An 11,373-nucleotide genomic window follows, 5' to 3' on the forward strand; every position below is an offset into this window, starting at 1 on the left:
GGGCGGCGCGTCGACTGCCAGCCTGCCCTACAGTTCAGCGCGGACCTTCGGCGCGGTGACCCGCAGCACGTACCGGCCCTTGCCGTAGTTGCCCTCAGCCCTCAGGGCGAGGACGAGGAAGTACTCCGGGGACACCATGCGGATGATGGTCAACACCTTCTCGCTGTTGACACTCAGCTCCTGCACGGCGCCCGTCTTCAGGACATCCGCAGCGTTCTTCAGCTGGGTGAGCAGGTTGGCATACTCGACCCAGGCGCCGTTGAGCTCGAGCTCCCCTGCCTCGTCCTTCTGAAAAGTTTCCACGGAGATGCCGTCGAAGCCCATCACGCTGCAGGCGAGGGCTCCGTCGACCTGATTGACCACCGACTCCAGGTGTGCGCGGAAGGACATGGCGGGGTGCGCTTAAGCAAAGACGCGGGGTCCGTCAACCCCCAGCAGGGACACAGTTGAAGGTATTAAAGAAGAGGTCCTGTCCCGGATAGCCGCAGGGAGCGCCCTCCGGGTCAGCCTGGACGGGGACGGAGCCTGCCTCACACCCGCGGTCGCGTGTAATGTCGATGGGATAGGTGACCTCATTGGTCTCCACCTGCTTGCCCGAGGGCAGCTTGCCCTTGAGCTTCACGGTGGCCAGCACCGTCATGAAATCCGGGGCGGTGGGCACGGCGGTATCCAGCTTCTTGCGCGCCTCGGAGCCGATCAGGTTCACCTGGATGTAGGACTCCGACGCATCCGCGCCCGCCGGTACCGCGAAGTAGATCGGCGTGCTCTCGTCAGAGAGGGAGACCTTCGGGTTCTTCGTCTCGTAGCTGAGGAGAACCTCCTCGGCGTAGAAGCCGACGGGGTTCGCGGTGCCACCGGTCGCCGTCTCCAGCGGGGAGAAGAGCGTGAAGGCCATCCGGTACGAGGTGCCCGCGTTGAAGTTCAGCGTCCCCTTGATGAGGGACACGCTCCCCAGGTCGCAGTTCTCCGGCGAGAGGGGGATGGCGCTGACCAGCTGGACCGGGTTGTTGCCCTCGACGCAGGCCGTCACACTGGCCGCGAGGATCGCGGCGAACCACAAGCGCTTCATGAGCTTGGACTCCATTCCAGACAGGCCCTGCATCACAGGGTCTGCGCAATCGTCTGACGGTTGAGGATACGAGGCGTGATGAAGATCAGCAGCTCCTGCCGATCATCGCGCTCGGTGTTCTGGCGGAAGAAGTAGCCCAGCACCGGGATCTTCCCGAGGAACGGGACCGACGCGGTGTTGGTGCTGCCGCGGCGCACGTAGATGCCGCCGATGACAGTGGTGTCGCCGTCCTTCACGAGCACCTGCGTCTGGGCCTCCTTGCGCTGGATGGCGGGCTGGCCGTTGGCGCCCGTGTTCGCGGGGTCCGGCTGGTTGTTCTGCGCCGTGATGGACATCAGGATGCTGCCGTCCTGGGTGATGTGCGGCGTCACCTCGAGCGACAGGCGGGCCTCGACGAAGATGGTGTTCGTGCCCTGGGCGGACGTCTGGCTGAACGGAATCGACACGCCCTGGCTGATGCGCGCGGTGTTGTTGTCCAGCGTGGTGACCTTGGGCGCGGAGATGGTCTTCACGTAGCCCTCGTTCTCCGCGGCGGACAGACGCAGCTGCAGTCCCAGCGCGCCGCCAGCCGAGCCGAACGTCATACCGATGGCACCACCCTGTCCGGCGCCCGTGGCGGCCGCCAGGTTGACGGCGAAGGGCGGCGCGTCATTGAAGCCTGCGGGAGCCTGGCCACCGGCGGAGCCGAAGATGTTCACCGCGTTCGGGAAGATGAGGCCCGTGCTGTTGCCCGTGGCCGCCGAGGCCGTGCCACTGCCGCCCCACTGCACGCCAAGCTGGCGGGAGAAGGACGTCGTCGCCTCGACGATGCGGCTCTCGATGAGCACCTGCGGCGTCTGCGTATCCAGGTTGCGCACCAGCGCGCGCACCTTCTCGATGTGGGAGCGGATGTCCTTCACGATGAGGACGTTGGTGCGGGTATCCACCGTCACCGAGCCGCGCTCCGACAGGATGTCCTTCACGCGCTGGGACATGTCCTGCGCCACCGCGTAGTTCACTGGGATGAGGTTGACGAGCAGGTCCTCCTGCTTGCGCAGCGAGGCGATGCGCTCGTTGCGCAGCCGCGCCTCCTCCTCCAGCGTCTTCAGCGGGGCGATGCGGATGATGTTGCCCACCTCCTCCTTGCCCAGGTTCTTGGTGCGCAGGATGAGGTCCAGCGCCTGGTCCCAGGGCACGTTGCGCAGCCGGATCGTCACCTTGCCCGACACGTCGTCGGCGACCACGATGTTCTTCTTCGAGATCTCCGCGATGACGCGCAGCAGGTTCTGGATGTCGATGTCCTTGAACTCGAAGGACACGCGCTTGCCCTTGTAGCGGGACTGCTTCGGCGCGCCCTCGGAGGCGTACGTCGGGGCCTCGGCGGTGAAGCCGGCGGTGCGCTGCGTAACAGCCACCTGCTCCGTCTTCACGCCCTGCACGGACAGGTGCCAGCTCAGCGAGCCTCCACCCTGCGTGACGGACTCCTCGATGGCGCCGTCGGCGGCCACCACCACGCGCACGCGGTTGCCCTCACCGGGCACCGTGAAGGCGCTGATCATCTTCACCGGCGTGTCGAGCGCGCTGGTGTCCAGGCTGCGCTCCAGCTTGCGCGGCAGCTTGGCGTTGTCCAGCGTCAGCACCGCGCTGCGCGGATCCGGGCGATCCACCTTCCAGGTCGCCGGGCCGGACAGCTTCAGCTGCACGCGGCCGCCCGCCTCACCCTCGTCGAAGGAGAGGTCCTTGACCTCCACCAGGGACGAAGAAGAGGCCTGGGCCACCTCGGCCGGAGCGGGAGCCGGGCGCAGCGGAGCGCTCTCGGCCACCATCTCGCGGGACTCGTCCGCCTTGGGCGGAGCCTTCCGAGCCACCGCGCCACCCAGCAGGATCTCCAGACCGGAGTTCGCGCGGTCCACGCGGTAGGCCGGCATGCCGCCCGGAACATCGAGCACCAGCCGCACCTTCTCCGCGTGAGCGCCCACGCGCAGGCCCTTCAGCGTCTTGCTGCCGCGGACGCGCGGGGCCTTGGCCGACAGGTCCACGCCGTAGACGTCCACCGCGAGGCGCGGCGGATCCGCCAGCTCGAGCACCTCGTAGCGGGCGACCTCGCCATCCGTGCGGACAGCCAGCGTGTCCTTCTTGAAAGTAATCGCGGTGATGCGCTGAGCCGGGTGCGCCACCTCGCGCTCGTCCGCCTCGGCCGCCACGACATTCTCGGGCAGGGCCTGGGCGGGAGCGTCCTGGGGCTCACCCGCCTCGATCACCACCGGAGCCGCCTGAGGCGGCGCCGACTGCGCCACCACCGGCGCGGGCGTCGCGGGCTCGGAGGCCTTCACCGGCGCGGGCTCGGGAGCCTTCGCGACGGTGGGCGCCTGCACGGGAGCAGGAGCCTTCTCGGCCACCGGCGCCTTCTCCACGGCGGGAGCCTGGGCGACGGCCGGAGCCGGCTCCACCGCGGGTTTGCTCGCCTCGGCGGGCTTGCTCGCCTCGAGCGGAGCGGCCGCGGCGGTGCTCACCTGAGCCTCCGCGCCGTCCACCGAGATGATCACCCGGTTGCCGTCGGCGCGGACGTCATACTGAGACGCCTTGTCGAGGGCCACCAGCACCCGGCCGACGCTCGCGCGTTCGTCCGAGAACTGAGAGGCGACGATGCCCGTGACGGGACCGGTGCCTCCATGATGGCCTTTGATGGCCGTGGCATCCGCTGACGAGAGGTCCACCACCAACCGCTCCGGCCCACTGAGCCGAAACACGGTGAAGGTCGGCGGGCGAGTGCCCGAGACCACCACCTGGGTGCCAGACCCTGTCGGGACCACCTGCAGGTCCCGCAGCGTATTGAGTTCAGCGCCGTCTGCCCTGGCGCCCGCAAAGGCGACCGACAGCACGGCCGCGACCACCCACTTGCCCCTCGTCACATCGCTCTTCCCGAGCATGCTACCCCTCTACAAGTTGGTATCGGGCGCGAGCTGCCGGCCCGACAGCGCTACTCCCAGTTCTTGCCCGTGGACAAGTCGTACAGCGAATCCCGCTTGGCATCCGGCTTCAGCTGGATGTTCACCGGATTGGCAATCACTTTGCCTTCCGACGGGATGTACTCGGTCACCGTCACCGAATCCCGCAGGATCTGAGTCACCCGGCCACCCTGGCGGCCCATGCGGGCGTTGCGGCGCACCACGTGCCCGCGGCCCATCGGGTCCTCCACCATGGCGATGGGGTTGGCGTCGCCAGTGACCACCGCCACCAGCTTGAGCTGATCCAGGTCCCACTGGCACAGCGGCTGATCGCACGTCGTCGCCACCGTGTTGTTGGTCGTCCGCTGCAACTCCTCGAGAGGAGAGCGGAACGGATCACGCTTGCCCACCGGGTTGTACGAATAATTCACGGAGGATTCGACCGCCGCGGCCGGCTTCGGCGCGGCAGCTGCGGCCGGCTTGGCGGCAACCGGCTTGGAAGGAGCCGCAGGCTGCGGGCTCCCTCCACAAGCGGCCACCGACAGGGCCAGCGCAACCGTGGTCATCTTGAACTTGAGCGTCTTCATCCTCTTGATCCTCATCTGACCCTATTTCTTGTGCGGATCAACTTTATTGCCCGACTTCGCATCCTTTGCAGCCGCCGCCTGGTCGACGAACCGGAAGGTCGTCGCCACGAAGGTGCTGGAAAGAATGACCTTCTCGTTCTTCACCGTCGGCCTGCCCAGGTCGATGCCGTTCACATTCACGATGCGGCGCATGTTCGCGATCTCCTGCATGAACATGGCGATCTCGTGGTAGTTGCCGCTGACCGTCATCTTGATGGGGATGCGGGCGAAGAACTCACCGCCAGACACCGACTCCTTGCCCGGCTCCACGCGAGCGATCTCCAGGCCCGACTTCTTGCCCACGTCGTTGATCTGCGCGAGCAGCTCGTCGATTTCCTTCTTCTCGGGCAGCTCCGTCAGCGCCTCGGCGAGCTTCTGCTCCAGCACGTCCATCTCGCGCCGGCGCTCGTTGAGGTTCTGGGCGATCTCGCTCTTCTCCGCGAGGTCGATGTCCAGCTTGCGGCGCTGCTCCACCTGCGCCTTGATCTGATCCTCGGTGGGCTGAACCATGAGGAAGAAGTTGGCGGCGGTCAGCAAGATGACCGCGGCCGCGAGACCGCCGTACTTCGCGCCAGCCGGGGCCTTTGCAATCTTGTCCAGGTACTGTTCCATGGCGTGAAAAGGTCCTCTTAGATGGCGTAGTTCGACGACAGGTTGAGGTTGAACTCCACGATGGGGAAGCCGTTCGGGTCGTTGCCCGAGGGCGGCTTCTGGATCGCGTCCCTCAACTCGATGTTGGTGAAGAAAGACTTGATGGCGGACACCGGGAACTCCTCGATGGCCGCGTCCGTGAGCAACTCCACGCGCGAGGTGGGCGAGTCCTTGCGGGACTCCACCAGGCGGCCCATGCCCTTCGGCGTCCACACCATGTGGCTCAGGTTGCTCATGAACTCGGCCACTTCGTCATGGCTGATGGCCGAGCCGGAGATCTTCATGGCGCCCTTGTCCTCGACGAAGCCCTTGAGCCAGAGCTTCTTCGGAACGGCCAGGGCCATGGCGTCCATCATCTTCACCGGACCGCTGCGGCCCTTGCGCAGGTTGTCCAGCACGCCGAGCTTCTTCTCCACCTCGGCCTTGCGGTCATTGATCTTGTCCACCTCGCCAATGACCTTCTTGAGCTCTTCGATCTTGGTCTGGACCTGGCGGATGCCGCTGGCGTTCTGGTCGAACTCGGCCTTGCGGTCCGCGTACCACATGTAGTTGCCGACCACGGCGCCCACCAGGACGATGGCGAAGAGGACAAGGATCTGCTTGCCCATCTCCTTCTTCTTCGCCGCCCGGACGGGCAGGAGGTTGATGCGGATCATCATATGCGTCTGTTCCTTGAAGAATGAGGAGAAGGGTTAGTTCAGCTTGTCACCGGGCCGGCGGAGCGCGAGTCCCACCGCCACCGCCGCCATGGGCGCCACGTCCATGATGAAGGCCGGGTCGAACTTGCGGTTGTCCACTTCGATCTTCCGGAAGGGATTGAGGATCTCCACCGGCACGCCCACGCGCGTCTCAATGGTCTTGAACAGCGCGGGGATCTTCGCGGTACCACCGGAGAGGTAAACCTTGCTGAAGTTGGCGTCCGCGGCGGTGCCCGCGTAGAAGTCCAGCGAGCGCTGGATTTCACCGGCCACCTGCTCGGCCACGCTGGTGAGCACCCGCTCCACATCCTGAGGCACCACGGCGTCGGCGTCCTGGCTGTTGCCGCCGATCTTCATCACCTCGGCCTGCTCGTAGGAGACGTTGAGCTGCTTCTGGATCTCCTCGGTGAACTGGTTGCCGCCGATCGTCACGTCGCGCGTGAAGACGGTGATGCCGTTGGAGATGATGTTGATGTTCACCACCGAGGCGCCCGCGTTGATGAGCACCACGGTCTCCTTCTCCGGCAAGTCGTAGTTGGCGGAGAACATGTTCTGGACGGCGAACGCGTCCACGTCCACCACCACCGGCGCGAGCCCCGCCTCGGAGACCACGGTGGTGTAGTCGTTGATCATGTCCTTCTTGGCGGCCACCAACAGCACATCCATCTGCCCGGTGGCGTCATTGGCGCCCGCGTCGAGGATCTGCGTGTCGATGTTCACGTCCTTCACGTCGAAGGGGATGTACTGCTCCGCCTCCCACTGGATGCTCTCCTCGAGCTCTTCCTGGCTCATGCGAGGCATCTGGATCTTCTTGATGATGACCGAGTGACCGGAGACGCCGATGGCGACCTCCTTGCTCTTGATCTTCAGCTCGTTCATCAGCTCCTGCACCGCCTGGACGATCGCGGTGGAGTTCATCAGCGCGCCGTCGACGATGGCCTCAGGAGGCAGCGGCTTCATTCCGAAGCTCTGCAGCGCGTAGCCGACCTCGCCACGCTTGCGCTGCTCCTTGAGGAGGATCATCTTCACAGAGGTCGATCCGATATCCAGACCGAGTGCCAGTTTGCCCTTCGCCATGCGATTCTCCCGTGGAGAGGGCGCCAGCGTAGCACCAGCGCGCAACCCCGCCTAAAAGTTGACCGGCGCTCGCTCGCTCCGCGTCCGGCCAGCCATGGCCTGCAACAGCCCTGAGCCAGCCGCCGCGCCCCTCGTAACGCCGCAGGGGCCGATTTTCTGGCGCTCGGAGCGCGCCGTCAAATCCCCACAGTGTGCTCACCTGGACGCCTAGCTGCCCTTTTCGGCCTCTGCGTCGGGATCGATTCCGTACTCTTTGATTTTGTACAGAAGCGCGCGATGGCTGATGTCCAGAACTTCGGCAGCGCGGGTGCGGTTGCCCTTGGTCCGGCGCAGGGCTGCGCGGATGTATGTCTCCTCCAGCTCGCGCATGGCGCGCTTGAGGGACAGGTCGCTACCGGCATGTTGCACGGGAGCCGAGCCAGCGGGCGGCGGGGGCGCCGTCCAGAGCCGCTCGGGCAGGTTCGAGGGCAGGACGTGGGGGCCGTCCGTCAGGAGCACGGCGCGCTCCATGGCGTTTTCCAGCTCTCGCACGTTACCGGGCCAGCCATAGGAGGACATGAGCGCCTCGGCCTCGGGGCTGAGGCGCTCCACCGGCGGCTCGCGGTTGAGTTGCCGGTTGAAGCGCTGAATGAAGGCCCGGGCCAAAAGTGGAATGTCCTCGCGGCGCTCACGCAGCGGAGGCATCCGCAGGTTCACCACGTTGAGGCGGTAGTAGAGGTCCTCTCGGAACTCCCCGCGCTCCACCAGCTTGCCCAGATCGCGCAGCGTCGCGGCGATGACGCGCACGTCCACACGCTCGGCGCGGCTCTCGCCCACGGGGCGGATTTCGCCCTCCTGGAGCACGCGCAGCAACTTCACCTGGGCGGGCAGCGGCAGCTCGCCCACCTCGTCCAGGAAGAGCGTGCCGCCGTCAGCCTCGCTGAAGAGGCCCCGCTTGGCGGTGCGCGCGTCGGTGAAGGCACCCTTGGCGTGGCCAAACAGCTCGCTCTCGATGAGGCCCGCAGGGATGGCGCCGCAGTTGACCGCGACGAAAGGTTGCGTGACCCGGGGCGAGCGCTCGTGCAGGGCGCGAGCGATGAGCTCCTTGCCCGTGCCGCTCTCACCCGTAATCAAGATGGTGGTGTTCACCGGCGCGAGCCGATCTACCTGGCGCAGCACGGCCTTGAGGCCCTCGCTCTCGCCGAGGATGCGCTCGGGAGGAGGCGCCGAAGCCGTGCGCAGGCGCCGGTTCTCTCGGACCAGCCGCTCGCGCTCCTCGGCCTTGCGGAGGACGAAGACAATCTCCTCGGGCTTGAAGGGCTTCTGAACGTAGTCGTACGCGCCCGCCCCTACCGCCTCGAGCGCCTGCTCCTGGGAGCCATAGGCGCTCATGACGAGCACGGTGAGGCCGGGGTGCTCGGCGATGGCCTGGCGCAGCACGGAGAGGCCGTCGCGCTTGGGCATGCGCACGTCACACAGCAGCACGTCGTAGCTGCGCGCAGACAGCTCGCGCACGGCCTCCTCGCCGTCAGCGACGGCGCGGACCTCATACCCATGCTCGGTGAGCACCAGGGTGAGGACGTGGCGAATCGAAGGTTCGTCGTCAGCGACGAGGATGGAGCGGAAGGTGGGCATGGACGCTCAGGACCCCATCATCCCCTAGCGCCCTGACGAAGGGGAGTTCCGTTTCACATGGCGGACAGGCGCAGACTGAAGCGCGCACCGCCCCCGGGGACGTTGTCGGCGGTGAGCCGGCCGCCCATGCTCTGCGCCAGGTGCAGCGACACCGCGAGGCCCAGCCCCGTGCCCTTCCCTTCCTTGGTGGTGAAGAAGGGCTCGAAGATGCGCGGCATCACCTCTGAGGGAATGCCTGGGCCGGTGTCCTCCACCTCCAACCGCACCTCACCACTCTCGCGCCGGGTGGAGACACGCACCCCACCCTGCCCTCCCATGGCCTGGGCGGCGTTCAGCAACAGGTTGATCACGATCTGGGAGAGGGAGCCGGCGTCCGCTCGCGCCAGGAGTCCCGGCTCGAGCGCGAAGTCCACCTTCACCTGAGACAGCTCCGGCCCGGCACGAACCAGCTTCACGCACGTCTCGACCACCTGGCTCACGTCCACTGGCGCCAGGGCCGTGGGCTTCGGTCGCCCGAGATCCAGCAGCCCTCGGACGATGCCGTCGATGCGGTGCACCTCGTGATCAATGCGATCGAGGTACTCCTTCAGTTCGGGCGAGGGAGCGCGCATGCGCGCCACGGACAAGTAGCCGAGAATCCCCGCCAACGGATTGCCCACCTCGTGGGCTACACCGGCGGCCAGCTTGCCCACCGTGACCAGACGCTCGGCGGCGACGAGCTCCGTCTGGGCCCGAGCCAGCCGCGCATTGGCCTGCCTGAGCTCCTCGAGCTGAGAGCGCGTCAGGGCCTGCTCCCGGCGCAGCGCATCCGCCATCCGGTTCAGCGCGCTCTGGATGCGAGACACCAGCGGCCCGCCCTGAGCCACGGGCGGTAGGTCCAGTTCCAGCCGCCCCAGCTGCTCCACTGCGGCCTCAGTGGACTGCAGCGGCCGACCCACGGCGAAGTCCAAGACCAGGTAGACGAGCACCGTCAGCAGCAGCAGATCCAACCCCAGCACGAAGGGCAGGATGCCGCGCACGCGCGCGACCAAAGCCGCTTCGGGAGTACCGGCCACCGTGAGCCGGCGGGCCAGGTCCAACAACCGAATGAGTGCGGGCTGCAAGGTCAGCCACACCAGCACCGTGGAGAGCGTGCCCAACAGAAAGGCCACGCTGGCAATGCGCCACTTCATCTCGCCCGGGCCTCACGCGTCACCGCGCGGCTCCCACGAGCAGCGCGAACGGGCCCGGCAGGACCTGCGCCAACCACGGCCCGAGCAGCATGATCTCCAACCCCGCCAAAGCCAGCCAGGGTCCAAAGGGGATGTTGGTCGTGCCGGGAACCCAGTCGATCTCGTCGCCCTCTTCGTCCATGGGCTCGTCTGGGATGGGCTGGAACAGCAGACACCAGGGCACCAGCAGCAGCCGCTTCCACAGCGGAATGCCCGGCTTCGTGAACTCCCACGTCATGGTCAGCTCGGGCTCGGGTGCCTGCCCCTCGGACGAGCCCTCGGCGCCGGGCGCCTGCTCACCGGGCGAGCCCTCCGACTCTGGCTCGGACGCCACCTCTACGCGCGGCCCTGCCCTGCCGGTGAGTGCAATCATCAGCATCCCCACCACTGCACCCTGGAGCGAGGACAGAAAGAGGATGCCCAGCAGCGCCTTCCACGAGAGGAACGCGCCCAGCAGCGCCACCAGGAACTTGTCCCCGCCGCCCAGCGCCTCCTTATTGAAGATCTTCCAGCCGATGTACTCCATCAGGCGGAACGTCACGAAGCCCACCCCGGCGCCCAGCACCGCCCCCTGGAGGCTGTACATCCCCCTGGGTATGGCCAGCACCACCCCCGCGACGATGCCGGGGATGGTGAGGGAGAAGGGCAAGATCCAATGATCCAGATCAATAAAGGTGAGCGGCACCAACAGGGAGACGAGCACCAGCCCTGAGAGCAGCTCCCAGCTGAAGCCGAAGCGCCGCACGCACGCCAGGAACAGCAGCCCTACGAGCAGCTCCACCAACGGGTAGCGGATGGAGATGGGCGCCTTGCAGCCCTTGCAGCGGCCCCTCAACGCCAGCCACGAGAGCAGAGGAATGTTCTCGTACCAGGCAAGCGAGTGCCCACACTTGGGGCACCGGGAGCGCGGGCGAACGATGCTTTCCCCCTGCGGAACGCGGGCAATGACGACATTCAAGAAACTACCGACGCACAGGCCCAGGACGAAGAGCCAGACGGTCAGCAGCGTTTCGAAGTACGGCGGCCACTCCAATTCGTCCATCGGGCTCCGAGGCTACCAGCGCCCTTGCTGGCTGCCCGAAAAAGTCGCGGGTGACCCGATCCGGGTGCCCAATTTCGTCGGAAGGTGCCAAAAATTGTCGATCCTCGGGGGGCCTGATCTACAACGGGCTCCCCCTGAGGCCAGAGGATCAGGCCACTTAGCGGATCTGGCGCGGCTGGCCTTTTCCTTGCTATGACAGGACCCGTCGTTCACCCCCAGTCCTCGCCGACTGTAAGGAGCAGCAGACCATGACGAAGACCCGTAAGCACGCAGGCTTTACCCTCATCGAGCTCATGATCGTGGTGGCGATCATCGGCATCCTCGCGGCCATCGCGATCCCGAACTTCATCCGCTTCCAGGCTCGCGCCCGTCAGTCCGAGGTCCACGGCAACCTGAAGTCGCTCTTCACGGGTCTGCGCACCCAGCAGCGCAAGCCGCCGCTCACCATCCGCGCGACC

Annotated in this window: 11 protein-coding genes; 1 reads left to right on the plus strand and 10 read right to left on the minus strand. The window is 66.4% G+C overall.

Annotated features, from left to right (window positions below; translation table 11 throughout):
* Positions 1-27: 27 nt before the first annotated feature.
* From DB31_RS34525 to DB31_RS34570, 10 genes are all read right to left on the minus strand, one after another.
* Positions 28-390 (minus strand): roadblock/LC7 domain-containing protein, encoded by a 363-nt coding sequence (locus DB31_RS34525; protein WP_044196018.1) that lies wholly within the window; start codon positions 388-390, stop codon positions 28-30.
* A 34-nt stretch (positions 391-424) separates the two neighbouring features.
* Positions 425-1,069, minus strand: coding sequence for a hypothetical protein (locus tag DB31_RS34530; protein ID WP_157232313.1), 645 nt, complete (start codon positions 1,067-1,069; stop codon positions 425-427).
* Positions 1,070-1,101: 32 nt separating this feature from the next.
* Positions 1,102-3,978 carry a type IV pilus secretin PilQ gene (locus DB31_RS34535; protein WP_044196022.1) on the minus strand — a complete coding sequence of 959 codons (2,877 nt, stop codon included), beginning with the start codon at positions 3,976-3,978 and terminating at the stop codon, positions 1,102-1,104.
* Positions 3,979-4,028: 50 nt separating this feature from the next.
* Entirely contained in the window at positions 4,029-4,583 is a 555-nt protein-coding gene (locus DB31_RS34540; RefSeq protein WP_044196023.1) for a pilus assembly protein PilP, read from the minus strand.
* A gap of 21 nt (positions 4,584-4,604) precedes the next feature.
* Positions 4,605-5,234, minus strand: a complete 630-nt coding sequence (locus DB31_RS34545) for a type IV pilus inner membrane component PilO (protein WP_044196025.1) — start codon at positions 5,232-5,234, stop codon at positions 4,605-4,607.
* Between the two features lie 17 nt (positions 5,235-5,251).
* Complete coding sequence (locus tag DB31_RS34550) at positions 5,252-5,932, minus strand: PilN domain-containing protein (protein WP_044196027.1); 681 nt, start codon at positions 5,930-5,932, stop codon at positions 5,252-5,254.
* A 33-nt stretch (positions 5,933-5,965) separates the two neighbouring features.
* Entirely contained in the window at positions 5,966-7,048 is a 1,083-nt protein-coding gene (gene pilM / locus DB31_RS34555) for a type IV pilus assembly protein PilM (RefSeq protein WP_044196029.1), read from the minus strand.
* Positions 7,049-7,255: 207 nt separating this feature from the next.
* Positions 7,256-8,662, minus strand: a complete 1,407-nt coding sequence (locus tag DB31_RS34560) for a sigma-54-dependent transcriptional regulator (protein ID WP_044196031.1) — start codon at positions 8,660-8,662, stop codon at positions 7,256-7,258.
* A gap of 53 nt (positions 8,663-8,715) precedes the next feature.
* Positions 8,716-9,834, minus strand: a complete 1,119-nt coding sequence (locus DB31_RS34565; RefSeq protein ID WP_044196032.1) for a sensor histidine kinase — start codon at positions 9,832-9,834, stop codon at positions 8,716-8,718.
* A 19-nt stretch (positions 9,835-9,853) separates the two neighbouring features.
* Entirely contained in the window at positions 9,854-10,915 is a 1,062-nt protein-coding gene (locus DB31_RS34570) for a prepilin peptidase (RefSeq protein WP_044196033.1), read from the minus strand.
* A gap of 248 nt (positions 10,916-11,163) precedes the next feature.
* On the opposite strand from DB31_RS34570, the gene DB31_RS34575 reads away from it, so the two are divergent.
* On the plus strand, positions 11,164-11,373 hold a 210-nt coding region (locus tag DB31_RS34575; RefSeq protein WP_157232314.1), incomplete at its 3' end, for a prepilin-type N-terminal cleavage/methylation domain-containing protein.

This window comes from Hyalangium minutum, assembly GCF_000737315.1.
Taxonomy (GTDB): domain Bacteria; phylum Myxococcota; class Myxococcia; order Myxococcales; family Myxococcaceae; genus Hyalangium; species Hyalangium minutum.

Excerpts from the sequence above, each read along its gene's own strand:
- DB31_RS34545 (WP_044196025.1), bottom strand. The coding sequence starts at position 5,234 with ATGGAACAGTACCTGGACAAGATTGCAAAGGCCCCGGCTGGCGCGAAG.
- pilM (WP_044196029.1), bottom strand. The coding sequence starts at position 7,048 with ATGGCGAAGGGCAAACTGGCACTCGGTCTGGATATCGGATCGACCTCT.
- DB31_RS34530 (WP_157232313.1), bottom strand. The coding sequence starts at position 1,069 with ATGAAGCGCTTGTGGTTCGCCGCGATCCTCGCGGCCAGTGTGACGGCC.
- DB31_RS34550 (WP_044196027.1), bottom strand. The coding sequence starts at position 5,932 with ATGATGATCCGCATCAACCTCCTGCCCGTCCGGGCGGCGAAGAAGAAG.
- DB31_RS34560 (WP_044196031.1), bottom strand. The coding sequence starts at position 8,662 with ATGCCCACCTTCCGCTCCATCCTCGTCGCTGACGACGAACCTTCGATT.
- DB31_RS34570 (WP_044196033.1), bottom strand. The coding sequence starts at position 10,915 with ATGGACGAATTGGAGTGGCCGCCGTACTTCGAAACGCTGCTGACCGTC.
- DB31_RS34535 (WP_044196022.1), bottom strand. The coding sequence starts at position 3,978 with ATGCTCGGGAAGAGCGATGTGACGAGGGGCAAGTGGGTGGTCGCGGCC.
- DB31_RS34540 (WP_044196023.1), bottom strand. The coding sequence starts at position 4,583 with ATGAAGACGCTCAAGTTCAAGATGACCACGGTTGCGCTGGCCCTGTCG.
- DB31_RS34565 (WP_044196032.1), bottom strand. The coding sequence starts at position 9,834 with ATGAAGTGGCGCATTGCCAGCGTGGCCTTTCTGTTGGGCACGCTCTCC.
- DB31_RS34525 (WP_044196018.1), bottom strand. The coding sequence starts at position 390 with ATGTCCTTCCGCGCACACCTGGAGTCGGTGGTCAATCAGGTCGACGGA.